Origin of the sequence: Caballeronia pedi, from assembly GCF_001544915.2 — a bacterium.
Taxonomy (GTDB): Bacteria; Pseudomonadota; Gammaproteobacteria; order Burkholderiales; family Burkholderiaceae; genus Caballeronia; species Caballeronia pedi.
On the sequence record NZ_FCOE02000023.1, the window covers coordinates 14,678 to 38,384 of the forward strand.

The 23,707-nt window shown below is 64.2% G+C and carries 21 protein-coding genes; 8 read left to right on the forward strand and 13 right to left on the reverse strand.

Annotated features, from left to right (window positions below; translation table 11 throughout):
* Window position 1: 1 nt before the first annotated feature.
* Entirely contained in the window at window positions 2-2,101 is a 2,100-nt protein-coding gene (locus AWB80_RS27425) for a putative bifunctional diguanylate cyclase/phosphodiesterase (RefSeq protein WP_061177818.1), read from the reverse strand.
* Window positions 2,102-2,379: 278 nt separating this feature from the next.
* On the opposite strand from AWB80_RS27425, the gene moaA reads away from it, so the two are divergent.
* The 4 genes from moaA (at window position 2,380) to AWB80_RS27450 (ending at window position 8,275) form a co-directional block, all read left to right on the forward strand.
* On the forward strand, window positions 2,380-3,417 hold the full coding sequence (gene moaA / locus AWB80_RS27435; protein ID WP_061177820.1) for a GTP 3',8-cyclase MoaA: 1,038 nt from the start codon (window positions 2,380-2,382) through the stop codon (window positions 3,415-3,417).
* A gap of 115 nt (window positions 3,418-3,532) precedes the next feature.
* Window positions 3,533-5,875, forward strand: coding sequence for an FdhF/YdeP family oxidoreductase (locus AWB80_RS27440; protein ID WP_061177821.1), 2,343 nt, complete (start codon window positions 3,533-3,535; stop codon window positions 5,873-5,875).
* The gene (locus AWB80_RS27445; protein ID WP_061177822.1) at window positions 5,868-7,268 is read left to right on the forward strand and encodes a cytochrome ubiquinol oxidase subunit I; all 1,401 of its coding nucleotides are present in this window, start codon (window positions 5,868-5,870) and stop codon (window positions 7,266-7,268) included. Before AWB80_RS27440 ends, AWB80_RS27445 begins: the two co-directional genes overlap by 8 nt.
* 17 nt (window positions 7,269-7,285) lie before the next feature.
* Window positions 7,286-8,275 carry a cytochrome d ubiquinol oxidase subunit II gene (locus tag AWB80_RS27450; protein ID WP_061177823.1) on the forward strand — a complete coding sequence of 330 codons (990 nt, stop codon included), beginning with the start codon at window positions 7,286-7,288 and terminating at the stop codon, window positions 8,273-8,275.
* Window positions 8,276-8,406: 131 nt separating this feature from the next.
* Here the strand turns inward: AWB80_RS27450 and AWB80_RS27455 are convergent, their stop codons facing one another.
* Together AWB80_RS27455 and AWB80_RS27460 are read right to left on the reverse strand one after the other, a co-directional pair.
* Entirely contained in the window at window positions 8,407-8,784 is a 378-nt protein-coding gene (locus AWB80_RS27455) for a DUF3331 domain-containing protein (protein ID WP_061177824.1), read from the reverse strand.
* Between the two features lie 10 nt (window positions 8,785-8,794).
* The gene (locus AWB80_RS27460) at window positions 8,795-9,727 is read right to left on the reverse strand and encodes a helix-turn-helix domain-containing protein (RefSeq protein ID WP_061177825.1); all 933 of its coding nucleotides are present in this window, start codon (window positions 9,725-9,727) and stop codon (window positions 8,795-8,797) included.
* 461 nt (window positions 9,728-10,188) lie between these two features.
* Between AWB80_RS27460 and AWB80_RS27465 the strand changes: the two genes are divergently transcribed.
* The 3 genes from AWB80_RS27465 to AWB80_RS27475 all read left to right on the forward strand — a co-directional run bounded on the left by AWB80_RS27465 (window position 10,189) and on the right by AWB80_RS27475 (window position 12,906).
* Entirely contained in the window at window positions 10,189-10,530 is a 342-nt protein-coding gene (locus AWB80_RS27465; protein WP_061177906.1) for a DUF4148 domain-containing protein, read from the forward strand.
* A gap of 28 nt (window positions 10,531-10,558) precedes the next feature.
* The gene (locus tag AWB80_RS27470) at window positions 10,559-11,338 is read left to right on the forward strand and encodes an alpha/beta hydrolase (RefSeq protein ID WP_061177826.1); all 780 of its coding nucleotides are present in this window, start codon (window positions 10,559-10,561) and stop codon (window positions 11,336-11,338) included.
* A 158-nt stretch (window positions 11,339-11,496) separates the two neighbouring features.
* A complete protein-coding gene (locus tag AWB80_RS27475) occupies window positions 11,497-12,906 on the forward strand; it encodes an HdeD family acid-resistance protein (RefSeq protein WP_061177827.1) in 1,410 nt (469 codons plus the stop codon).
* 5 nt (window positions 12,907-12,911) lie between these two features.
* On the opposite strand, the gene AWB80_RS27480 is transcribed toward AWB80_RS27475, so the two are convergent.
* The 6 genes from AWB80_RS27480 to AWB80_RS27505 all read right to left on the reverse strand — a co-directional run bounded on the left by AWB80_RS27480 (window position 12,912) and on the right by AWB80_RS27505 (window position 18,327).
* On the reverse strand, window positions 12,912-14,123 hold the full coding sequence (locus AWB80_RS27480; RefSeq protein WP_061177828.1) for an NYN domain-containing protein: 1,212 nt from the start codon (window positions 14,121-14,123) through the stop codon (window positions 12,912-12,914).
* 68 nt (window positions 14,124-14,191) lie between these two features.
* Window positions 14,192-14,581 (reverse strand): cupin domain-containing protein, encoded by a 390-nt coding sequence (locus tag AWB80_RS27485; protein ID WP_061177829.1) that lies wholly within the window; start codon window positions 14,579-14,581, stop codon window positions 14,192-14,194.
* Between the two features lie 83 nt (window positions 14,582-14,664).
* Window positions 14,665-15,489, reverse strand: a complete 825-nt coding sequence (locus AWB80_RS27490; RefSeq protein ID WP_061177830.1) for an AraC family transcriptional regulator — start codon at window positions 15,487-15,489, stop codon at window positions 14,665-14,667.
* 64 nt (window positions 15,490-15,553) lie between these two features.
* A complete protein-coding gene (locus AWB80_RS27495; RefSeq protein WP_061177831.1) occupies window positions 15,554-15,949 on the reverse strand; it encodes a hypothetical protein in 396 nt (131 codons plus the stop codon).
* Window positions 15,950-15,962: 13 nt separating this feature from the next.
* The gene (locus AWB80_RS27500) at window positions 15,963-17,747 is read right to left on the reverse strand and encodes a DNA-binding protein (protein ID WP_061177832.1); all 1,785 of its coding nucleotides are present in this window, start codon (window positions 17,745-17,747) and stop codon (window positions 15,963-15,965) included.
* Between the two features lie 271 nt (window positions 17,748-18,018).
* Complete coding sequence (locus tag AWB80_RS27505) at window positions 18,019-18,327, reverse strand: DUF4148 domain-containing protein (protein ID WP_061177833.1); 309 nt, start codon at window positions 18,325-18,327, stop codon at window positions 18,019-18,021.
* A gap of 245 nt (window positions 18,328-18,572) precedes the next feature.
* Here AWB80_RS27505 and AWB80_RS27510 point away from each other — a divergent pair, with 245 nt between their 5' ends.
* Window positions 18,573-19,502: a LysR substrate-binding domain-containing protein gene (locus AWB80_RS27510; RefSeq protein ID WP_061177834.1), complete on the forward strand. Its 930-nt coding sequence runs from the start codon at window positions 18,573-18,575 to the stop codon at window positions 19,500-19,502.
* Here AWB80_RS27510 and AWB80_RS27515 read toward each other — a convergent pair.
* The 4 genes from AWB80_RS27515 to AWB80_RS27530 are packed head-to-tail and all read right to left on the reverse strand — an operon-like array spanning window position 19,492 to window position 23,706.
* Window positions 19,492-20,199, reverse strand: coding sequence for a transcriptional regulator NanR (locus AWB80_RS27515; RefSeq protein ID WP_061177835.1), 708 nt, complete (start codon window positions 20,197-20,199; stop codon window positions 19,492-19,494). The genes AWB80_RS27510 and AWB80_RS27515 overlap by 11 nt on opposite strands.
* Window positions 20,200-20,239: 40 nt before the next feature.
* Entirely contained in the window at window positions 20,240-21,619 is a 1,380-nt protein-coding gene (oiaK, locus tag AWB80_RS27520) for a 3-oxo-isoapionate kinase OiaK (protein ID WP_061177836.1), read from the reverse strand.
* Complete coding sequence (locus AWB80_RS27525) at window positions 21,616-22,866, reverse strand: ribulose-bisphosphate carboxylase large subunit family protein (protein WP_208635696.1); 1,251 nt, start codon at window positions 22,864-22,866, stop codon at window positions 21,616-21,618. The genes oiaK and AWB80_RS27525 overlap by 4 nt, the downstream gene beginning before the upstream one ends.
* A gap of 9 nt (window positions 22,867-22,875) precedes the next feature.
* Window positions 22,876-23,706, reverse strand: a complete 831-nt coding sequence (locus AWB80_RS27530; RefSeq protein WP_061177837.1) for a phosphogluconate dehydrogenase C-terminal domain-containing protein — start codon at window positions 23,704-23,706, stop codon at window positions 22,876-22,878.
* Between the last annotated feature and the right edge of the window lies 1 nt (window position 23,707).

Sequence of the window (23,707 nt, forward strand, 5' to 3'; positions counted from 1 at the left end):
CTCATAAGGCGGGCGCCGTGCAAGCGCGCTCGGCCACGACGCCCCGCATCACCGCGCCGCTCAGAAACCCTGGAACGTCTGCCGCAGGCATCGGGCGGCTCAGCAGGAAGCCCTGCATCTGATCGCAATCGAGTTCGCCGAGCGTGCGGAATTGCGACTCCGTTTCGACGCCTTCCGCGACCACTTCTATCTGCAAGGCGCGCGCGAGCGTCACGACGGCGGAAAGCAACGCGCTGCCGCGATTGCCCGCGGAATCGAGATCGCGCACGAACGAACCGTCGATCTTGATCTGGTCGAAGCGAAAGCGCTGAAGATAACCGAGGCTCGAATAGCCGGTGCCGAAATCATCGACGGCTACGGCATAGCCGCGCGACTGCAACGCTTCGATCGTGCGGCTCGTCCTTTCGATGTTCTGCATCGCCGTGGTTTCGGTGATCTCGAACATGAGGCGCGACGGCGCCACGCCCGCCGCGACGATCAGCGCATCGATGCGCGCGACGAGATCCGGCACGTTGAACTGGATCGGCGAGAGATTCACCGAGACCGGCACCGCAGGCAGCCCTTGCGCGTCCCATAGCGCGATGTTGCGGCAGACCTCGCGCAACACCCAGTCGCCGATCTCGACGATGAGACCCGAGCGCTCCGCAATCGGAATGAATTCGAGCGGCGCAATCTCGCCGAGTTCCGGATGACGCCAGCGAATCAGCGCCTCGACGCCCGTCACCGATTGCGACGCGACGCTGAACTTGGGCTGGAACGACAGGCTCAGTTCGTCATCGCTCAGTGCGCGATGCAGGTCGCGTTGCAGGATCAGCGACTTGAGCGCGGTGTGATTCATCTGCGGCTCGAACACGCGGAACGTATTGCGCCCGCTCTGCTTGGCGGCGTACATCGCGGCGTCTGCGCTATGCAGCAGTTCGTCGGCATCGGCCCCATCGCACGGATGAAACGCGATGCCGATGCTCGCGCTCACGCGCAGCGGCAAGCCGTTGACGACGATCTCCTGCGACAGCCGCCGCAACACGCCATTGGCGACCGCCACGGCGGACGACGTCTCCGCCGCGTTCTCGACCACGATCACGAACTCGTCCCCGCCGAGCCGCGCGACCATGTCCGTATGGCGCAAATCCTGACGTAGTCGCTCCGCGCACACTTGCAGCAAGTCATCGCCGACGCCGTGGCCGAGCGAATCGTTGATCGACTTGAAGCCGTCCAGGTCGATGAACAACAGCGCGAACGCCGATTCGGTGCGCGCGCTGTCGGCCACCGCTTGTGCGATGCGCCGCGAGAGTTGCTGACGGTTGGGCAGGTTCGTCAGCGCATCGTGCGTGCCGAGATAATGCAGTTGACGGTTCGCGCGTTTCAGCGAGATCGACAGGCTGCTCGTATGGAAGCCGAGCAAGGCGAGCGTGCCGACCAGCACGATGAACGACATGGCCGTGACGGCGAGCGCGAGCCAGTTCGCATCGAGCTTCGCATCGGCGAGACACAGGCTGCCCGCCGCGAAATTGGCGGCGCTCATGCCGAGATAGTGCATGCCGGTGATCGCGATCGCCATGATGAAGGCCGCGCCGAGCCGCTTGACGACGAGATTCTCCACGTCCGATGCGCGCAGCGTGAACGCGAGCCAGAGCGCCGCCATCGACGCGAGAATCGCGACCGCCACGGAAAGCGCGAGCTTCCAGAACGTGTAGTCGATGCCCGGCGACATCTGCATCGCCTGCATGCCGGTGAAATGCATCGCGGCGACGCCGACGCCCATGATCGTTCCCGCGACGACGAGACGCGCCCACGACAGCGCGCCCCGGCTCGCCGTGGCGAGCGCGATGAACGACACGCCGATCGCGAGGACGAGCGAGGCCGCTGTGACGGAGACGTCGTAGCCGACTTCGATCGGCAGCGAGAACGCGAGCATGCCGATGAAGTGCATCGACCAGATGCCCACGCCCATCGACACTGCGCCGCCCGCAAGCCACGCAGGCCGGCGTTTCGCGCTCGCGAGCGCATTCAGGCCGCCGGACAGTTCCACCGCCGTATAGGACGCGAGGAACGCGACCACCAGCGACAGACAGACCAGCAGCGGGTTGTAGACACCAGTCATCGGCTCTCTCTCGTTTCGTATCAGTCTTTGGTGACTGCTTGTCCTTGCGCCCCGACTCGGCTTCGGCCCGCGTCGCGAAACTGCGCGACGCTTGGCTCCTTATGCGCTATCGGCCGGCTGGAAAAAAACTTTATGGTTGCGTGCGCATTGCATGCTGCTCATACCTTCGTATAACGCCGTCACCCAAACCTCTCGGGCCATCGACTCATACGTGCAATGGTCCGCGTCGCGCGCCTCGCTTATCTTGGACTTGCCTCGATCAAGCCAGGGAGCGCCCATTGAACACGATAGCGTTGCCGCCGCGACCGCTCGACACGCGTGGCCGCGCGTTGAAGGATCTCCGGCTATCGGTGATCGACCAATGCAATTTTCGTTGCTCGTATTGCATGCCGAAGGACGTATTCACGAACGACTATCCGTTTCTTTCGTCCGATGCGTGGCTCTCCTTCGATCAGCTCTTCGCGCTCTCTCGTGCGTTCGCGCAACTCGGCGTCGAAAAGATTCGCCTGACGGGCGGCGAGCCGCTTTTGCGCAAGGGAATCGAGACGTTGATCCAGCGGCTCGCAACGCTCGATATCGATATCGCCCTGACGACCAACGGTTCGCTGCTCGCGGCGAAAGCGCATCGGTTGCGGCACGCGGGCCTCAGGCGCGTCACCGTGAGCCTCGACGCGATCGACGACGATCTCTTCGGGCGCATGAACGGCGTCGGCTTTCCGGTTGCGCGCGTGCTGGAAGGCATCGACGCCGCCATCGATGCGGGTCTGCTCCCGCTGAAGATCAATGTCGTGATGGAGAAAGGCGTCAACGAATCGCAGATTCTGCCGCTTGCGCGGCATTTTCATCGACGGCCGGTGGATCTGCGCTTCATCGAATACATGGATGTGGGCGGGGCGCACGCGTGGACCAGCGACAAGGTCGTGCCTTCCGATCAAATTCTCGCGCTTCTTAAACGGCATTTCGCGCTCGAACCCGAAACGCGCGACGAACCGGAATCGACTTCCGTGAACCATCGCTTTGCCAACGGTCTCGCGCGCGTGGGTTTCGTGTCGAGCATGTCGAAACCGTTTTGCTCGTCGTGTTCGCGCGCACGCGTTTCCGTCGATGGACAGCTCTATTCGTGTCTGTTCGCCACGCAATCGTTCGATCTGAAACCGTGGCTCGGTCCCTCGCTCTCGCTCGATGAACTCGCGAACGCGATCCGCACGCGCTGGATGCAACGCGACGACCGCTATTCGGAGTTACGCAATGCGATGCACGCGCACGCTTCGCGCAAGCGCTATCCGACCGTGCGCATGTCGCTCGTCGGCGGCTGACGAATACACCGCGTTCGTGCGCATCGCAAACGAGGCGCGCATTTAAGCAAAGCCGCCTCACGCCGAACTACGATCATCACGATCGACCCACTCTACTCAATGCGAGGCGAAGGAAATGAGCGACAAGAAAGTTATACGCATCTATAGCGAGCCCGCTGGCGGCTGGGGCGCGCTCAAGGCCACCGGCGAAGCGCTGAAGGTTCAGGGCATTCCGTTGTCCGGCGCGCAGACGCTGCTGCACATGAATCAGCCGCAGGGTTTCGACTGTCCCGGCTGCGCGTGGCCCGATCCCAAGCACACGTCATCGTTCGAATTCTGCGAGAACGGCGCGAAAGCCGTTGCATGGGAAGCGACCGCGATGCGCTGCACGCCTGAGTTCTTCGCGCAACACAGCGTGTCGGAACTGAGATCGTGGAACGACTACGATCTGGAGATGGCGGGCCGTCTCACGCATCCGATGATGTACGAATCCGCGTCCGACCGCTATGTGCCGATCGAATGGACCGATGCGTTCGCGCTCGTCGGACGTCATCTGAACGCGCTCGATCATCCGGATCAGGCGGATTTCTATACGTCGGGACGCGCGTCGAACGAAGCGGCATTTCTGTATCAACTCTTCGTGCGCGAGTTCGGCACCAACAACTTTCCCGACTGCTCGAACATGTGCCATGAAGCGACGAGCGTGGGCTTGCCGCAATCGATCGGCGTCGGCAAGGGCACGGTACTGCTCGAAGACTTCGAGCACGCGGATGCGATCTTCATCTTCGGTCAGAACCCCGGCACCAACAGTCCGCGCATGATGAGCGACCTGCATTCGGCGTCGCGTCGCGGTGCGAAGATCGTCTCGTTCAATCCGTTTCGCGAGCGTGCGCTGGAACGGTTCGCCTCGCCGCAGAACCCGATCGAAATGGCGACGCTCGGCTACACCAACATCAGCTCCTTTCTCTATCAGGTGCGCGTGGGCGGCGACGTCGCCGTGCTCAAGGGCATGATGAAGGCAATCGTCGAAGCGGACGATGCCGCCATCGCCGCCGATATGCCGCGCGTGCTCGACGTCGAGTTTATCGCGGGCCATACGCACGGCATCGACGCATTGCTGGCCGATGTGCGCGCGACACGCTGGGACGCAATCGAGCGCCACGCCGGTCTCACGCGCGACGAGATCACCAATGCCGCGAACATCTACATGCGCGCGGAGAATGCGATTCTCGTGTACGGCATGGGTCTCACGCAGCATCGCCGTGGCACGGAGACCGTGCAGCAGATCGCCAATCTCGCGCTTCTGCGCGGCAACGTCGGGCGGCCCGGCGCGGGCATCTGCCCGGTGCGCGGGCATTCGAACGTGCAGGGCAATCGCACGGTTGGCATCACCGAGAAGCCGAATGCGCAACTCATCGCGGGCATCGAGCGCGCGTTCGGCTTCACACCGCCGGCGAAGCATGGCAACGATGTGGTCGCCACGCTCGAATCGATGATGCGCGGCGAAGCGAAAGTCTTCGTGGCGCTGGGCGGAAACTTCGCGGCCGCGATTCCCGACTGGGCGCGCATGCAGGACTCGATACGCGAGCTCGATCTCACCGTGCATATCGCGACGAAGCTCAATCGCAGTCATCTCGTGCATGGCAGGGACGCGCTGATTCTGCCGTGCCTCGGCCGCACCGAAATCGATATTCAGGCGGACGGCCCGCAGTCGATCACCGTCGAGGATTCGATGTCGATGGTGCATGCATCCGCCGGACGCAACGAGCCCGCATCTCCGCATCTGATGAGCGAGCCGGCCATCGTCGCGGGCATCGCGCGCGCGACGCTCGGAGATAAGTCGCGCGTGCACTGGGAGCATCTCGTCGCAAGTTACGACCGCATTCGCGACGCGATCGAAATCGTGTTTCCGATCTTCCAGGCATACAACGCACGCATTCGCGTGCCGGGCGGTTTTCATTTGACCTCTTCCGCACGCGAGCGCGTGTGGGATACGAGCACGGGCCGCGCGAACTTCCTCGTCTTCGATGGCCTCGACGCGGACCCCGCATCCAACGATCCCGATTCGCTCTCGCTCACCACGATGCGCAGCCACGATCAGTACAACACCACGCTCTATTCGCATTCGGACCGTTATCGCGGCGTGTTCGGCCAGCGCGATGTGATCTTCATGAACACGCGCGAGCTGAAGAAGCGTCATCTGCAGGCGGGCGATCGCGTCGATATCTTCGCCATTGCCGACGATGCCATCGAACGCGTGATCCGCAATTTCAAGGTCGTCGAATACGCGCTGCCCGACGGATGTTGCGGCGCTTACTACCCGGAAGTGAATCCGCTCGTGCCGCTTTACGCGTTCGATCCGCAAAGCCGCACGCCGTCCTACAAGTCCGTGCCCGTGAGAGTCGTGTCCACGGCCACCGCGCCCGACGCCGTCTTGCACGCCATCGATCTTCAACACGAGGATGCACACCATGCTTGATCACGTACTCGACCTGTCGCGCGCACAGTTCGCGATGACCGCGATCTTTCACATTCTCTGGCCGATTCTGACCATCAGCCTGTCCGCGTTTCTCGTACTCGTCGAAGTGCTGTGGATTCGCACCGGCGATCTCGCGTATTACCGGCACGCGCGTTTCTGGAGCAAGCTGCTGGTGCTGAACTTCGCCGTCGGCGTGGTGAGCGGCATTCCGATGGAGTTCCAGTTCGGCACCAACTGGGCGGGCTTCTCGCAATACAGCGGCCAGTTCATCGGCAATATCCTCGGCTTCGAAGGCGCGATGGCCTTCATGCTCGAAGCGGGCTTCGTCGGCGTGATGTTGCTCGGCTGGGGACGCGTGTCGCGTGGCGTGCATCTGTTCGCCACCTCGATGGTCGCGCTCGGTTCCAGCATCTCCGCGTTCTGGATCATGGTCGCCAACTCGTGGATGCAAACGCCCGCGGGCTATGCCGTCGTCGATGGCAAGATCATCGTGACGGATTACCTCGCCGCGATCTTCAATCCCGACATGGTTTGGGGCGTTTCGCACATGTGGGTCGCGGCGATCGAGACCGGCATGTTCGTGATTGCCGGCATCTCCGCGTGGAACCTGTATCGCCGCCGGCACGCCGAGTTCTTTGCGCGTTCGTTTCGTCTCGCGCTGCTGGTGCTGGTGTTCGTCGCGCCCTTGCAGATCTGGCTCGGCGATTCGAGCGGCGTGAGCGTATTCGAAACGCAACCGGCGAAGGGTGCCGCGATAGAAGGTCACTGGAAGACGAATGCGCCGGGCACGGGTGCATCGTGGTCACTGCTCGCGTGGCCAAACCAGAACGCGCAACGCAACGACTGGTCGATCGAAGTGCCCGGCATGTTGAGCGTGCTCGGCACGCACTCATTGCATGGGCAAGTGAAGGGCCTCGCCGACTTCGCACGCGACGATCAGCCACCCGCCCTTCCGCTGCTCTATTACGCGTTCCGCGTGATGGCGGGCATCGGCTTCGCCTTCATGCTGCTTGCGTTCTGGACCACGTACGCGCTCCGGAAAACGCGTGGCAGTCTCGCGGCGCTGCTCGCGCAACGCAAGCTTCTGCTCGCATGGGTGCTCTGCATTCCGTTGCCGTATGTCGCCGTGGAAGCGGGTTGGATCGTGCGTGAAGTGGGACGTCAGCCGTGGGTCGTCTACGGTTTGCTGCGCACCCGCGATGCCGTGTCGACGATTCCCGCTTCGTCGGTCTCGCTCAGCATGGCGATGTTCCTCGCGTTCTATGTCGTGCTGCTCGTCACGTTCTTCGTGCTGGCGCGGCGCTGGTTGCGCGCCGGACCCGATCTGGACATCATGCCGCCCGCGAACCTCGCCGAACAAACTAAAGCGGCCAACACCATCGCCGGTTACTGAACTCTGGAGCTCGACTCATGGATAACGCAGTTCAAACGATGCTCGCCGACACCTGGTTCGGCCTGATTGGCCTGATGCTGGTCTTCTATGTCGTCACCGACGGCTTCGATCTCGGCGTCGGCATTCTTTCGCTGTTTCGCCGCAAATCGTCGGATCGCGACGTGATGGTGCAATCGATCGGCCATGTCTGGGACGCGAACGAAACCTGGCTCGTCGTGCTGGGCGGCGCGCTGTTCGGCGCGTTTCCCACGGCCTATGCGCTGTTGATGGAACATCTCTACCTGCCCGTCATGGCGCTCATCGCGGGGCTGATCATGCGCGGCGCGGCGATCGAGTTCCGCCATAGCGTGGATCATGGTCCGCTGTGGGACAAGGTATTCGGCATCGGCAGTCTGATTGCGGCGCTCTCGCAAGGCGTCGTGCTCGGCAAGGTCATCACGGGACTCGCGCCTGGCAAGGCAGCGCTTGCGTTCATCGTCGTCACGGCGATAGGTGTCGTCGCGGGATATTGCCTGCTCGGCGCGACTTATCTCGTCAAGAAGACCTCGGGCATGGTCGAACAATGGGCGCGGCGGATTTCATTGCTGAGCGCGATGTTCACTGTGGCCGCCGCCGCGTTGCTGACGCTCGCGACATGGTTCGACAGCGATATCGGTCACGGGCGCTGGACGCATCCGGCGGTCATGCATCTGCTGATCGCGCTGGGTCTCGCGTCTGTGCTTGCGTTTGCGTTCATCATGGCGTCGCTGTATCTCGGCAGCTCGCGCGGACCATTCCGTGCATCGGTGGCGTTGTTCGTGTTGTCGTTCGCAGGACTCGCGGTCAGCCTCTTTCCGGATTTCATTCCGGGCAGGCTCGGCATTCTCGAAGCCGCATCCGATGCGCCGACGCTCGCGTTCATGCTGATCGGCATCGGGCTCGTGTTTCCTGTGATGATCGGCTACAACCTTTATCAGTACCACGTCTTTCGAGGCAAGCTCGCGGGGAGTGCGCATGCGGGCGAGTGACTGATCGATTCAACTGCAACTGCGACGACGCCCGATCGGTCACGATCGGGCGTCGTTTCGTTTGCAGGCAACTCTGTCCACGTAAAAACACCGCCTCGCGGGCGGTGTCGCTTCAATGCATCTGAACCAACTCATAACGGCGTCGCCTGATCCAGCACCGACGCCAGAATCATCGAACCCGCATTGCGCGGAACGGGCCGCGGATTCGGCCCATAGACCTGATCGCCTGGACGAATCGCCGCGCCGCTCATCGCGCATACGCCTGCCGTGCGTGCGCGCATCGCACGCCATACCTGATCGCCATAACAGCAGCGCGTCGAGTCGCGCCATTCGATGGTGGCCGTCGTGGTCGACGGTCGCTCGATCAGCTTCACGGCGACGCGGCGCTCGCCCGTCTCCGCGAACGGACGCCTCAGCAACGGTGCTTCGAAACCCGCGCCATCATGCAACGACGTCAATCGAGAGATCGTTTGCGCCCACGGATCGAGGGCAATTGCAGCTTCAGCCATGTTCGGCTCCTTAGCGAAGAATTGCGTCGAGCGTGCTCGTCTGCCAGTGCTTCGGCGTAACGCCGGCAAGGCGCTTGAAGACGGTCGTGAAATGCGCCTGCGAACGAAAGCCGCAGCACAGCGCGACATCGAGAATGCTGTGTCTCGATGTGCGCAACAGCGCCTGCGCGCGTTCGATGCGCTTCTGCAGCAGATATTCGTGCGGCCGCATGCCCGTGGCGCGGCGAAACTGCGCAGCGAAGTGCATGCGCGTGAGTCCCGTGCTCGCGGCGATATCCGCGAGACTGATGTTTTCGGCAAGATGGGCATCGACGAATTCGGAGACACGATTGATGCGCCATTGCGGCAAGGCCGAAGGCTCGCGCCCGCGCGCGACGGGCGTCGAGAAATGACGCGCGATAAGCCGCGACACGATCGCAAGACTGATGCTTTCGATGAACACGCTGCCGAGCGCCGCGCCCTCGGTCTTGCACACGGCGAGCGCCTGGCCAAGCCGTTCGAGTGCCGGATCGCGAATCAGCTTCGGATCACCGAGAACGATATCGCCCGCATGCGGACGATGAAACAGATCCTCGTAGCACTCGGCCAGCGTCTGCTGCGAGACGAAGAGATGCAGCACATCCATCGCCGATTCGAAGACGGCGCTCACGCGCGTCGCCGGTGCGGTCACTTGCACGACGCCCGCGGGCAGGCGGCCATGCAGCAGCCTGCGCCCCGCGTGATGAAAAATCAGCGACGCGCACTTCAGGTTCAGGCTGATGCAATGAAACATGGCGTTGCCGTCGTTCGATGCTTCGAGCGGCGACTCGCCATGATGCAGCCAGCGCGTCAACGTGATCCGTCCGGGTCGGGCGCCAGTGTCTGGCTGACGCCATCGGTCTTCCAGTCCGATCAATGGCTGGCGCGTCGGCGTCTCGGGATGCGAAAGCAGGGTAAGCGTCATGATGGGTCCGTTATGAAAACTGAAGCCTGTTCGATGACTCCAAGTTAAACAAAGGGCACCCAACCGCCTAGCCGTACATACGGTTGACGCAACCGCCTGATGGTTGAGTCAACCTATATCAAGGTATGGGTTCGCGCGCCCCGAAACATTCGCAGAGCGCTAATACCTTCGTATGAGCACCTCAGTCGCACGCACGAGGCGGCTCATCCGCGCATCGTAGATGATGCAGCCGGACGGATCGATCGACGACGCAAACGCCATGCGAACGTTTGGCCGATGCACCGTTGGTTGGTGCACTTACGCTCTTTCGTAGGTGTAGTCGAGGCGCGTCGCGGCCTATACAGTTTCACCAAGGTCGCGATACGAATACAGACCAACGACCTTGACCACGGAAACCGAACCAACACATTCAATTCGGATACCGAATCAGAAGTACGTCACCATCCACCTTGGAGTCGAACATGAACAAGTATCTCGTCAGCCTCACCCTCGTCGCCGCCACGCTCGCAGCGCCCGCACTCGCATTCGCACAGTCGAACGGTCCCGTCACCCGTGCGCAGGTTCGCGCCGATCTCGTCGCCGTCGAAAAAGCCGGCTACAACCCCGCGATCGCAAGCGACGCGTACTATCCCGCCGATATCCAGGCGGCCGAGGCAAAAGTCGCCGCGCAGCACGCCGGCGCCGCGCAAGCCTATGGCGGCGCGCAGACCGGCACGAGCGCATCGGGCGCGTCGAAGCACGCCGCGATGAAAAACACGTGCGTCGGTCCGATCGACTTCTGCCAGCCGTACTTCGGCAGCTGATCTCTCATTCGCGCAAACGGAGTCTTTCATGAAGCGAATCTTGCAAGCAGCCTCGGTGCTGGCGCTGTCGGCCGGTCTGTTTTCGTCGGCTGGCGCGATGGCTCAGGATGCCCCGGTCAAAAACATCGTGCTCGTGCATGGCGCATGGGTCGATGGCTCGGGATGGAAACCGGTCTACGACATCCTGACCAAAGACGGCTATCACGTCACGATGGTGCAGGAACCCCTGACCTCGTTCGAAGCCGATGTCGCCGCGACCAGACGCGTCCTCGATCTGCAGAACGGCCCGACGATTCTCGTCGGGCATAGTTACGGCGGGTCGGTCATCACGGAAGCGGGCGTGCATCCGAATGTCGCCGGTCTCGTGTATGTCGCGGCGCACGCGCCGAACGTCGGCGAGGACGAAGGCGCGCTCGGCAAGAAGACGCCCAGCTTCCTCGCGAAGCAGAGCGGCGCAGTGGAAAAGACAGCGGATGGCTACACGTATCTGAACCCCGCCGTCTTCCCGAAAGACTTCGCGGCGGATCTGCCGCTCAGGCAGGCGCAGTTCGAATCGCGTTCGCAGATTCTGACGGCGGCGCAAGTCTTCACGACGCCACTGACGGCGGCGGCGTGGACCTCGAAGCCGAGCTGGGGCATCGTGGCGGGCAGCGACAAGATCATCAATCCGGATCTGGAACGCTGGTACTACGAGCGCGCGCATAGTCACATGACGGTCATACCCGGCGCGAGCCACTCCGTGTATGAATCGAAGCCGAAGCAGGTCGCGGCTGTCATCGAAGATGCCGCGAAGCATGCGGTGCAGTAAGTGAAGTAATCGCGCGGCTATCATGCAACATGCATGACGGCCGCGCATTTGTCTGTGGTTTGATTTTCCGCGCTTGCCGCTTTCCCCGTCATTGCCCTATAAAATGTGTGACCGCGCGGGTCCCGCACAAGGCATCGAATGATCGGACGGAGGAAGCAATGGTTCGGCTCGTGATGATTCTTCTCGGCGTCGACTATCTGCGCACCCGCTGGCGCTCGGTGATGATCATCGGGTTACTCAGCATCGCGCTCGGCGGCGTCATCTTCACCGACGCGCTCGACGGCTCGCTCTACTTTCCCATCATCCCCTTCGCGCTGATGATGCTGTTCGAAGGCCTCGCCACGCTCGCAGTCGCGTGGACCGGCATGGGCGGCCAGCGCAAGCTACGCTATGTGAAGGGCACGACGTTCTGCCTGTCGGCGCTGCTCGTGCTGTTCGGCGGCGAGCACGGCAACTTCGTGCTGTCGCTCATCTTCGGCACGCTCTTTCTGGTCGACGGCGCCTTGCAGATCGTCTCGGCGCGCCTGGTCCGTTTTCGCAAATGGCGTCTCGCGACGGCGGGCGGCGTGCTCGAAATCGCCATCGCAATCTTTTTTTATCAGCCGTATCCCGATCACTACGCGGGCACCGTCGCGTATTGCGTCGCGTTCGGGCTGTTCTTCGGCGGCTGGAACATGATCCTGCTCGCGGCGCGCGTGCGGCGCATGGCGGCGAATCCGGCCGTCGATGGCGCGGCGAACACGGCTACCGATGATGCTTCGACGCAAGCCGCGCCGTCATTCGCCGGCGCGGTCTGGGACGGCCCGCCCGCGCCCGATGAAGCGGCGCTGACCGTGCATGTCTGGACGCCGGTCGGCACGGCGAAGTCGCAGACGCGACGGCAACTGATCGTCGACCGCTACATCGCCGCGGTCGACAGGAACGGCACCATCTCGACCGGCCACGCCGCGCTGGAGACGCCTGAAGGCGTGTACATCAGCCTGTATCCGGCGGTCGAGATCGACCGTTCGCCGAACGAATTCACGCGCACGCTGCGCGCGACCCGCGAGAACGATGTGCCCGGCCTGTTTCAGCCCGACTATGCGACCGAATCGAAAGCATGGTGCCCGTCGACGCAGCAGGTGCGCATCCGCAATTACGATCCGGAGCGGCTCGCGCGCTTCTGGCAGGCGTATCGAAGCGACACGACCTACAACCTCACGTACCGCAATTGTTCGAGTTCCGTGGCGCGCGCGCTGGAAGCGGCGATCGAAGGGGCATCGGCGCGGGTCTGGGGAAAGGGCGGCGGGTGGAAGCCGCTCGTGCGCATCATGGCGACGCCGGAGCTGTGGGTTGCGGCGCAAGTGCGCAAGCGCGCCGCGACGATGGCCTGGACGCCCGGCCTCACGCTCGATTACGCGCGCGCGCTCAGCATGCTCGCGGACCCGCGTCATTCGGGCTGGGTGCGAATGGCGCGCATCGCGGTCGCGACCATGTACCGGTCGCGGCAGCGCTGGCGCGCCGAGGAAGACGCGGCGGCGCACGCCCGCGACGAAGCCGCGGTGACGGCGGAGCAGCGGCCGGGATGACTGGCCTACTGTTCGCTTGCCTTGTCGGCCGCCTTGCGTGAACGGCCCGAGCGCGACGACGACTTGCGCGGCGGCTTCACCGCTTCGGGTTCGGCAGCGGGCGCGCTTTCTGCAGCCGCTTCGTGAGGCGCGTCAGCGGCGCGTGCCTTCGCTGTCGTCTTGCGCGCGCGGCGCGGCGCGGCGGTCTTTTTCGGCGCGGGCGCGGGTTCGGCTTGCGGTTCGGGCGTTTGCGCTTCGACGATCGGCGGCGCTTCGTCGACGACCGTGACGGCTTCGGCCACGGGCATCGGCGCCTGCTTGCGGCCGCCGCGCTTGCTCCGGCGGTTTGCATTTCCCGCGCCGTCGCTCTCTCGCGCGGCTACCGGCGGCTCGGCGTGCCGCACGTCCAGCGTCGCTGACTGCGCGATCTGAGCCGATCGAAACACGAACGCGCCGGATTTATCGTCGCGGCCGACTTCCAGCAGCCCGCGCGATTGCGCTTCGTCGAGCAGATTGCCGAACGCGCGAAAACCGTATTGCGTTTCGCTGAAGCCGGGCTTGCGCCGCTTGATCGCGCTCTTCAAAACCGATGCCCAGATCTTGCCGCTTTCGCCACGCTCCGATGCGAGCGCCTCGAAGGTTTCGACGGTGATCGCGATCGCCTGCGACTTGCGCGATTCCATCTCGTGTTTCGGCTGGCGTTCCTCTTCGGACGGGCGCTTCGTTTCGCGCGCCTCGCGCTTGGCGATGGCGCGTTGCTGCTCGCGCACGAGGTCGTCATAGAAGATGAACTCGTCGCAGTTCGCGACGAGCAGATCGGAAGTCGATTGCTTCACGCCGACGCCGATCACCTTCTTCGCGTTCTCGCGCAGCTTCGAGACGAGCGGCGAGAAGTCGGAGTCGCCGCTGATGATGACGAACGTATCGACGTGCGCTTTCGTGTAGCAGAGATCGAGGGCATCGACGACGAGACGGATATCGGCGGAATTCTTGCCCGACTGGCGCACGTGCGGAATTTCGATCATCTCGAAGCTGGCCTCGTGCATCGCCGACTTGAAACCCTTGTAGCGATCCCAGTCGCAATAGGCTTTCTTGACGACGATGCTTCCCTTCAGAAGCAGGCGTTCGAGCACAGGTTTGATATCGAATTTCTCGTACTTCGCGTCGCGCACGCCGAGCGCGACGTTTTCGAAGTCGCAGAACAACGCCATGCTGACGCTTTCCTGAGGTCCAGCCATTTGGTTCTCCAGCCCGTGCGGCATGTTTGGAATGTGCACATGATAGCTTGTTGGGCTGAAGGCGCAGATCAAATCCAGAGATCGTTCGGCGCGGTGCGCTCGTTCTGCGTCTCGCCGGTATTCACGACGCCGCGCGGCTCGATGAGCATGATCTTCACTTCGCGCGCCGCATACGGCTTATGCTCGACGCCCTTCGGCACGACGCCGAACTCGCCCGCGCGCAGGACCATCGCGCCGTCGCGAAAGTCTATGCGCAATTCGCCCTCGAGCACGATGAAGGTCTCGTCGGTGTCCGCGTGACGATGCCAGATGAAGTCGCCTTCGAGACGCGCGACCTTGAACTGATAGTCGTTCATTTCGGCGATCACGCGCTGCTGCCAGAAGCCGTCGATTTTGCGCGCCTTGTCGAGCGGGTCGATCGCGACGCGCTGGCCGCGAGAGCTTTCGATGGATGTCATGATTGGGCTCCGTATCCGTGACGTTGACGAAGCCGAGACTAATGCTCGCGCGCGGCGCGCGTCTTGAACGATCGTGCAGACGCTCAGCGCGATGCGACGCCGCTCGCGATCGTCCGCCAGCGCGCGGGCGGAATGCCGAACGCGCGCGTGAACTGGCGCGTCATGTGACTCTGATCGGCGAAGCCCGCGTGCGCCGCGATATCCGCGAGCGGCGCGCCGGTCAGCATGAGGCGGCGGGCGAGATCGAGGCGGCGCATCGTCAGATAGCGATACGGGCTCGTGCCGTAGAACTTGCGGAAATCACGCGACAGCCCGAAGCGGTCGCGTCCAGTCACGCGCTCCAGTTCGTCCAGCGTGATGATGCGATCGCAGTTCGCACGCAGATAGGCGTGAGCGCGCGCGGCGCTCGTGTAATCGCCGCTATCGGAGACCGTTGGCGCGCCGGCCGCTTGCGCGAGCGCAAGCGCCAGTTCGGTCAGCGCGTCATGCTGTTCGAGCGGCTCGAATGGCTGCTGCGCCTTTTCGGTGCGCTGCAGCAGGGCTTCCGTCGCGCGCGAGACGCGCAGATCCGTCGTCACGCCGCCTTCGACGAAAGGCAGTGCGCGGCCGCCGAGTATCGCCTGAATCAGCGCGGGATCGACATACAGCATGCGATAGCGGAAGCCGTCGCCGGTGCCCGCCTGTCCGTCATGAAGTTCGTCGGGATGCAGGACCATTGTCTGGCCCGGCACGCTGTGACGCAGCCCGCGCCGGTAGTTGAAGCTCTGCACGCCCGCGAGCGTGCGGCCGATCGCATAGGTGTCGTGCCGATGCATGCCGTAGGCCTTGCCGCCGAACCAGGCTTCGATGCGTTCGATGCCTTCGGTCGGCGCGGCCCTCAGTACCCAGTCCGACGCGGTTTTCTTCATCTCGGCCACGGCTCCCCGCCTTCATCGAAGGCGTTATCGGAATACGGCGATTCGGCGTGCGCTCTCAGCCCTTCCCATACCGCCCGGCAAGCGCCGCCAGATCGCGCCGAACCCACTGCGCATCCGCAGCGAATTTTTCATCGCTCATGCCGGGCTGGCGGAACAGCGTGAGCGCCACCTCAGCGCCCGCGCCGTTCTGATAGACGCGCAACGGAACATAGACCTCATCACCGTTAGACAGATACACCCGATGATCCATCACGCCGAACGCGTTGTGCTCCGTGAAGCGGATCGTCACTTCGCCTTCCGGTCCACGGGCGCGCCAGTGATCGCCCATGTCTTCGAGCGCCGACTGCGCGAGCCCCGACGCCCACGTCGGAAACACCTCAGGACGCCAGATCGCGTCGTAAAGCTCGCGCCAGTCGCGCGCGATCGTCACAGTGATGGTCTGCGTTTGCATCGTCACGTGCGCTTCAGGATTCGATCTTCGACATCACCGCAGTCGCCGGATCGTAGCGATAACCCTTCTGCGCGAGCTGCTGCGCCATCTTGTCGCCGATCAGCTTCTGCTGCGCCTCGCGCAGCACGAGTTCGTGGTCCGGCTTCATGCGCTCAAGTTCAACCGCGAGCCTGCGCATCAGCGCGACTTCGCCGGTGCTGCGGGCATCGATGAAAAGGATCTTCTCGTTGGCCACGTCGAGCCGCTGGCGCAAGTCCTTCGCGTACGTCACCCATTGTTCGGCGTTGGCGCGAAGGTCATCGTACGCTTTCGAATGCGACTTGGCCTGCGCCGAAACCTGACGCTGCAACGACGCGAGCTCGGACTCTTCGCCCTGCTCCTTCTCGACGAGACGCTTCGCCAGGTCCGTCGCGTTCCTCTCGGCGGCCTCGGCGCGCTCGCGCAAGGCGTGGACATCGTTCGATACGCGCGCGAGTTCCGCGCCCTGCTCGGCCTTTTCTTCCATCAACGCGCTGATGCGCTTGCGGGTTTCCTCCAGCTCGCCGCCCACGCGCTCGACGTGATCGCGCTGCGCCACGACTTCCGCGTTGCGCGCAGCCGCGCTTTCGCGCTCCGCCGCCAACGCGCCGCGCACTTCGTTCAACTCGGCTTCCAGCGCGGCCACGCGCGCGAGACTTTCGCTCGCCTGTGCTTCGGCGGCTTGCGCGCGCGCCTGCGCGGCGTTCGCATCCTGCGACGAGCGCTCGACCTGCGCCGAATTGTCATGCGCAATCCGGGTCAGCGCCTCGTGCTCCTGCCGAAACTGATCGCGCTCGTGCGCGATGCGCGCGAGTTCATCGTCCTTGCCCGACAGCAACGCATGCAGATCCGCGTGATCCTGACGCGCCTGATCGCGCTCTTCAACGATACGCGCGAGATCCTGGTCCTTGCCGGCGATCAACGCGTGCAATTGCTCGTGCTGCTGTTGCGTCTGATTGTGCTCGTCCGCGATGCGCGCGAGTTCTTCATCCTTGCCCGCGAGCGCCGCGTGCAATTGCTCATGCTGCTGGCGGGTCTGATCCCGCTCCTGCGCGATGCGCGCGAGTTCGTCGTCCTTGCCCGCGAGCGCCGCCTGCAATTGCTCATGCTGCTGGCGCGTCTGATCCCGCTCATGCGCGATGCGCGCGATGTCTTCATCCTTCGCGGACAACGCCGCGTTCAACGCGTCTTTCGCACGCCGCTCTTCTTCGAGCGACGCCGACACGGCTTCGCGCTCGGCCTGTTCCATCGATGCGCGCCGCGCCGCTTCCTCGATCTGCGTCTCGGCGTTCTGCGCGCGCGCCGTGGCCGTCCCGACCTCTTCGTGCAGGCGCGCGACCGACTCTTCCGACGCGCGCAACGCGCTCAGCGTTTCCGTCATCTGCTGACGGTTCTTTTCGGCTTCGCTGCCGGTCTTCTGGAACTCGGCGAGCGCCTCGTCGCGTTCCGCGAGCGCCGTCGAAAGCCGCTGGTTCAGCGCGGAGAGGCGCTGGCCGGCAAGCCGTTCGGTGTCGTCGCGCGACACGGTCCAGAGCCGCCGCGCGACGTTCACGAGCGTCTCCGCCAGATCGTCGGGAAGCCCGGTCAGCGCCTGCTGCTGCGGCATGTCCGGCGAACGCGCCTCGCGCCAGCGCTGCAGGCCGGCCGCGATGGCGAGGAGCGAACCGCCGCCGGCCGCCTCCCAAACAGTCAGTGGGGAGACCTTGCGGCCTTCTTCGGTCAGGCGATCGGCGATCGACGCGATCTGCTCGACAGTGATGATGTCTACGTCTGTGGGCATAAGCGCCTCGAAAATCAGTGGCGTCGCACTCAAAAAACTGCGATACGTTGTTACATTCGGCTCAATCCGCGCGGGGCGGACAGGGATGATACCCATTTTCCGCGCTCTTCCCTTTGGCCGGATGTCACATCCGGTCAAAAATTGGATTTTCCCGCAAGAGTGTATCGCCTGCATGGCGATAAGTTCGAAGCGTAATACGATATTCACAGAAACGTATCAAGCCCGGACGGTCGATCCGTCCGGGCGTGCGAACATGGCTGAAACCGCGCGCTTACGGCTTCGCGAAAACCGGTCCGAGACCGATGACGTCCGCATCTGTCGAGCGCGCGCCCGACGCGACGCTGCCGCCCGCCGGCGCGCCGTACGCGGTCAGGCCGTGGGCCGCATCGATACGCGCCTGCGCGGCCTGGATGTTGCGCGGGTATTGCGTCTGATCGCTGGCGGGGTCATAGCCCGCCTTTTGCAACTCGACGAGTTGCGCGCGCACTTCCGCGCGAGTAACCGGCTGGCTCGACTGCGCGAACGAAAGGGCCGGAATGGCGACAGCGGCAGCGACGATCAGCGATTGAATGACTTTCATGATTTACCTCCAGAGTTTGTGATGGAAGGCCGTCTTGCCGATCCGCCGTGTGTTTCGGATCGTTCGGGCTTGGAAGTATTAGAACCGCCGGACGTATCCGGCTTGTTTCGCGAAACGCGCGTTATGAAACGCCGTATGTCGGCATTCGTCGCAGATACAGTGCGATACAAAGTCGGCGCGCCGTCTACAATCGGCGGGCGCGTATCGCGACGGGAAACAATCGAGACCATCGACGGAGACAAACCATGCAGACCCCGCGCCCTTCGCTGAACGCCCTGCGCGCGTTCGAGGCCGTGGCGCGCCTGCGCAGCATGACGCTCGCCGCGCAGGAACTGTGCGTCACGCACGGCGCGATCAGCCGGCAGGTGAAGGCGCTGGAGGACACGCTCGGCCTCACGCTGCTGGTGCGCTCGGCGCAGTCGTCGGACCCGACGCCCGAAGGCAGGCGCCTCGCCGAAGGCCTCACGACGGCGTTCAATCTCATCGACGCGAGCATCGAGCAGCTCAAGCCCGAGCCGCTCACGCTGTCGTGCTCCGCGACCATCATGATGAACTGGCTGATTCCGCGCATCGCCGGCTTTCACCGGCGCTATCCGCAAACGGAGCTGAAGTTCAACATGAACTACGACCAGATCGATTTCGTGCGCGACAAGATCAGCGTCGCGATCCGCGCGAGCACGATCGAGCCGCCGAAGGACGCGCTCACGCGCACGCTCATCGACGAGTGGATCGGGCCGGTGTGCTCGCCCGATTACGCGCAGTCGATCGGCCTCGCGACGCCCGCCGATCTCGCGCGCGCAAAACTGCTTTCCGCGCGCACGCGTCCCGAAGCGTGGGCGGACTGGTATCGCGCGACCAGCATCGCGCCCGTTGCCGGCGCAAGCACGGATGCCTACGAACACTTCTATCTGCTGATCCAGGCCGCCGTGTGCGGGCTCGGCGTCGCGCTCGTGCCGCAGATGCTCGTGATGAACGACCTCGTCTCCGGCAAGCTCGTCGCGCCCTTCGGCTTCGCGCCCGGGCCGCGCCAGCTCGTGCTGTGGGTCGCGCCGCATCTGCGCGCGCACGCCGACGTCGCGCAGCTTGAGCGCTGGCTGATCGAGGAAATGAACGAGAGCCTGAAGGAGATGACCGCGTTCCCGCGCGTGCGCGAAGACGCGGCGCTCAGGACGTGATGAGCTTGCCGTATAGCGCGCTCGCGCGCGACAGATGCGCGTGCATCGCGGCAGCTGCCGCGTCGCCGTCGCGCGACGCGATCGCCTCCACGATGCGTTCGTGCTCCGCGAGCGTCAATGATTCGGCGCCGGGCGCACGCACCATCGGCCGATAGTATTCGGACGCCCAGTTGAAGATGGATTCGACGATCGACGGATAGATCGGATTGCCCGTGATATGCGCGATCTCGCGATGAAACGCCATGTCGCAGGCGAGGAATTCGTCGCGATCGTCGACCGCCGCGCGCTGCGCCTCGACCCGCTCGACGAGCCGCGCGATGTCCTCGTCCGACGCGTTCTCGGCCGCCATGCGCGCCGTGCCGGTTTCGAGAAAGAGCCGCGCCGCTTTCAGATGTTCGAGCATGTCCGGTTGCGTGCGCAGCAGATGCATCGTGCCGATCGCGATCTGCGCGATGAGGCTCTGCGCCGTCGGCACGACCACGCGCGCGCGCTCGCCATGCGCGATCTCGACGATGCCGGAGCGCTCCAGCGTCTGCAAGGCTTCGCGGATCGCGGGGCGTCCCACGCCATAGGCTTCCATCAACTCGCGCTCGGACGGAAGCTGCGCGCCGGGCGCGATTTCGCCCGAGCGGATGCGCTCCATCAACCGGTCCAGTACGTCCTGATACAGCTTGCGCCGCTGAATGATGTCCGCCATCGGAATTGCCCGTCTTCGATGATTCTTCGCGCCGACCTTATCACGAAGAAGCCGCTCGGGAAGCGCCGTCGCGCACGTTGCCGAAGAAAGACACGCCGCCGATCTGCCCGCCTTTCAGCACGATTTCGAGGCCGTCGCGGGCGGGATCGTCGGACCATGCGCGGCACAGCGGCGCGCCCGGCGCCATGCCCGCCGCGACGCTCAATGCGCTGATGCCCAGCGTGCTCGCCACTTCGCCCGAGCTGTCGCCGCCCGCAACGACGACGCGCCGCACCGGCGCGCGATCGAGCAAACGGCGCATGACGTCGGCGAGCGTTTCGCCGACGCGGCGCGCGGCTTCGGCGCGGCTCAGGCCGGCGTCCGATGCGATGTCGTCGAAAGTGAGCACGGCGGGATCGTCGGGGCCTTCGGCGCTGAACACGAGCGGGCTGCGACCTTCGCTCACGGCTTGCACTGCGACGCCGACCACGCGTTCGATCTCGGCTTCGCGCGAACGCGCATCGAGCGCGCGGCGCAGTTCAAGCCGCTCGACGCGAAAGCCGTGGTCGCGCGCCCAGCTAATCTGTCCCGCCGTCACCGGCGAGCAGCTTCCGCTGACGGCGGCGATCACATCGACGGCGGATGCGTCCGGCAGTCCGGGCGTCTGCGGCACGAGGCCTTGCGAGCGCCAGTGCGCCGCGAGCGCATATTGCAAGCCCGACGACGACGCCGTGAACACGCCCTCGCCGCGCCCTTCCCAGACGAGCTTGCCAGCGGCAGCAAGCGTCTCCTCGTCGAGCACGTCGATCATGACGACGGGCGCGTCGTCGTTCGTCAGCGCGTTCAGGCGTGCGCCGGCATCGGGCGAACGCAGCCGCACGAAATCGATCAGTTCGATGCGCCGCTGCGTTTGCTGCCGCAAATGCACGCGCAAGTCCGCTTCGTTCATCGGCGTGACCGGATGGCGCGACATCGTCGGATGACGGTCGAGACGGAAGCCTTCGCCGTCGACCGCCGCGAACAGATTGCCGAACGCCTGATAGCGCTTCAGACGCGGCGCGCCGACGATCATCGGCGACCACTTGCCGCGCATCCGCGTGACGCCGATATCGATCGCGCGGCCGATCGAGCCGGTGTGCGGCGATGAATCGAAAGTCGAACACACCTTGTATTGCAGAATCGGCGCGCCCAGTGCCGCGAGGCTCGCGAAAGCGCGCGGCAGTTCGTCGTCCATCCATTGCGGGCTGCGCCCGCGCGACGATCCCGCCAGCCCGACGCATCGCACATCGGGAAAGCGCGCGAGCAGCTCTGGCGTCGGCGCTTGCAGACAGAGCAGCGTCGGGACGCCGGCGGCGCTCAGCGCTTCCATCGCGTCGGTGGAACCCGTGAAGTCGTCGCCGTAGTACGCGAGCAGCAGGCCAGCGGGCCATTGCGTGCTCATTTCCAGAACTCCAGTGCGGTCTTCAATGCCGGATTGCGTTCGGCATGACGCGCGAGCGGCACGCCTTCGATCGCCGCGACCCACGCCTCGCGCAACGCCTCGACGCCCGCCGCCACGCCGCCCGGATGACCGAAGATGCCGCCGCCCGCCGTGTGGATCAAATCCGCGCAGCCGATCGCGGCATACGTATCCGCCGCCTGCAAACCGGTCTGGCCCGAACTGAACACGGGCATCGCGGTCAGCGGCGCTTCGTCCATCACCGGCGACAGGACCGCGCGCGCCGCCGCGATGACGCTTTCATCGGACTCGCTGAACTTGTTGCGCAAGCCATTCACGTGCAGATGGTCCGCGCCCGCGAGACGCCACAGCATCTGCCACGGCGCGTAGTCCCAGCCGAGCGCTTCGGCGCGCGTCAGATAGCCCCAGCCCGCGCGATGCGCGTGAATCGGCAACTGACTGTGCTTGCGCAACTCGGTCATGCCGACGAGACCGATCGAATTGAGGACCGCCATCACGCACGTGCCGCCCTGTTCGAGCACGAGATCGTGACGACGCCTCATCTGGTCGAGATCGCCGGTCACGTTGAACGCGACCATCACCTTCTTGCCGGTGCGCTCGGCGTGATCGTTCACGACGCGCATCACCGCGCGCACGCGTTCGTCGAACGGGCAATGCGAGCCGTCGGCCTGTAGTTCGTCATCCTTGATGAAATCGATGCCGCCCGCGACCAGCGCCTTCACCTGCTCCGCGGTTTCCTCGGGCGAGAGCCCGACGCTCGGCTTGATGATCGTGCCGATGAGCGGCCCGTGCGTCACGCCCGACAGCTTGCGCGTGCCTTCGATGCCGAACGCCGGACCCGGATACGCCGCCGCGAACGACGCGGGCAGGCGCAAGCCGGTGAGACGCAAGCCCGACACCTGCCGCAGCTCGAACAGATTGCCCGCGATGGTCGACATCAGATTCGGCAGCGACGCGCCGAAGTTTTCGATCGGCCACGACAGTTCGAGCACGCATTGCGTGTAGCGTGTCGATGCCGCGCCGCCCGGCAGGCTCGGCGTCTCGCTGTGTCCCAGCACGTCGAGCCGTTCGACGCGCGCGCCCGAACGCGCCTTCAGCTCGGGCGTCTCGTTGGGCAGCGCGATGAAAGTGCCGCTCGACTGCTCGCCCGCGATCGTCTCGGCGGCAATGCGCGGATCGACGCCGGTTTCGAGCCAGTAAGTTGCGTGGATGCGTTCGCTCACGGTCATTCCCTCGTTTCAGGTAATACGGCGAATGCTCTCCGCGATCTCCTCGCGGTCGAACACGTTCTTCCAGTCGTCGCGCATCAGACGCGGCTTGCCGAACTCGATCGCCTTGTTGCACGCATCGGAGAACGCGCCGGGAATCTCATTGAAGATCACCGCGCCGAGAATGTTCATGTGGCCGAGCAGAAAGTCGCGCGCGGCCTGTTCGGGCACGCCGCGCTTGATGGTCTCGTCCATCGCCTCGCGCATCACGTAGAGCAGCGTCGCGCAGATCGTTTCCGACAGACCCGGCTCCAGAATCGCCATCTGATCGACGGTCAGGCGATACGAACGCAGGATCGGCGCATAGATCACCTTCGCGACGGCCTCGCCGAGATCGAACGCTTCCTCCGGCCCTTGCATCAGCGCGCTGACGATAGACTGCTTCGCGTGCGCGCCGCCGAAGTGGTCGTGCACTGACTTTTCGTCGAGGTCGTAGTTGAAGATGATCGGATGGCACGGATGCGCGACGAAGTACGTCAGATCCTTGCGGTCCGGAAGGTGGCCGGCGAACGGCGCGGCGGCGTCGAGCGTCATGACCATCGTGCCGGGCTTGAGCTTCGGCGCGATCTCGTGCGAGAGCTTGCCGATCAGCGTATCGGGCACGGCGAGGATCACCACTTGCGCGCCGTCGAGCGCGGCATCGGCGGACACGCATTCGATGCCGAGTTCATCCTTCAGACGCTTCTGTCCGGCCGCGCCCGGTTCAACGTGCGCGACGCGATAATCCGACTTCAGCAGATTGCTGGAGAGGCGCACGCCCATCTTGCCGCCAGCTCCGAACAACGCGATCTTTTCCTTCATG

Bases quoted from the DNA above. Each gene is read 5' to 3' on its own strand.
- AWB80_RS27470 (WP_061177826.1), top strand. From the start codon at position 10,559: ATGAAGCGAATCTTGCAAGCAGCCTCGGTGCTGGCGCTGTCGGCCGGT.
- AWB80_RS27455 (WP_061177824.1), bottom strand. From the start codon at position 8,784: ATGGCTGAAGCTGCAATTGCCCTCGATCCGTGGGCGCAAACGATCTCT.
- AWB80_RS27450 (WP_061177823.1), top strand. From the start codon at position 7,286: ATGGATAACGCAGTTCAAACGATGCTCGCCGACACCTGGTTCGGCCTG.
- AWB80_RS27425 (WP_061177818.1), bottom strand. From the start codon at position 2,101: ATGACTGGTGTCTACAACCCGCTGCTGGTCTGTCTGTCGCTGGTGGTC.
- AWB80_RS27465 (WP_061177906.1), top strand. From the start codon at position 10,189: ATGAACAAGTATCTCGTCAGCCTCACCCTCGTCGCCGCCACGCTCGCA.
- AWB80_RS27490 (WP_061177830.1), bottom strand. From the start codon at position 15,489: ATGAAGAAAACCGCGTCGGACTGGGTACTGAGGGCCGCGCCGACCGAA.
- AWB80_RS27480 (WP_061177828.1), bottom strand. From the start codon at position 14,123: ATGGCTGGACCTCAGGAAAGCGTCAGCATGGCGTTGTTCTGCGACTTC.
- AWB80_RS27495 (WP_061177831.1), bottom strand. From the start codon at position 15,949: ATGCAAACGCAGACCATCACTGTGACGATCGCGCGCGACTGGCGCGAG.
- AWB80_RS27510 (WP_061177834.1), top strand. From the start codon at position 18,573: ATGCAGACCCCGCGCCCTTCGCTGAACGCCCTGCGCGCGTTCGAGGCC.
- AWB80_RS27500 (WP_061177832.1), bottom strand. From the start codon at position 17,747: ATGCCCACAGACGTAGACATCATCACTGTCGAGCAGATCGCGTCGATC.
- AWB80_RS27475 (WP_061177827.1), top strand. From the start codon at position 11,497: ATGGTTCGGCTCGTGATGATTCTTCTCGGCGTCGACTATCTGCGCACC.
- AWB80_RS27460 (WP_061177825.1), bottom strand. From the start codon at position 9,727: ATGACGCTTACCCTGCTTTCGCATCCCGAGACGCCGACGCGCCAGCCA.
- AWB80_RS27445 (WP_061177822.1), top strand. From the start codon at position 5,868: ATGCTTGATCACGTACTCGACCTGTCGCGCGCACAGTTCGCGATGACC.
- AWB80_RS27440 (WP_061177821.1), top strand. From the start codon at position 3,533: ATGAGCGACAAGAAAGTTATACGCATCTATAGCGAGCCCGCTGGCGGC.
- AWB80_RS27485 (WP_061177829.1), bottom strand. From the start codon at position 14,581: ATGACATCCATCGAAAGCTCTCGCGGCCAGCGCGTCGCGATCGACCCG.
- AWB80_RS27530 (WP_061177837.1), bottom strand. From the start codon at position 23,706: ATGAAGGAAAAGATCGCGTTGTTCGGAGCTGGCGGCAAGATGGGCGTG.
- oiaK (WP_061177836.1), bottom strand. From the start codon at position 21,619: ATGAGCACGCAATGGCCCGCTGGCCTGCTGCTCGCGTACTACGGCGAC.
- AWB80_RS27525 (WP_208635696.1), bottom strand. From the start codon at position 22,866: ATGACCGTGAGCGAACGCATCCACGCAACTTACTGGCTCGAAACCGGC.
- AWB80_RS27505 (WP_061177833.1), bottom strand. From the start codon at position 18,327: ATGAAAGTCATTCAATCGCTGATCGTCGCTGCCGCTGTCGCCATTCCG.
- AWB80_RS27515 (WP_061177835.1), bottom strand. From the start codon at position 20,199: ATGGCGGACATCATTCAGCGGCGCAAGCTGTATCAGGACGTACTGGAC.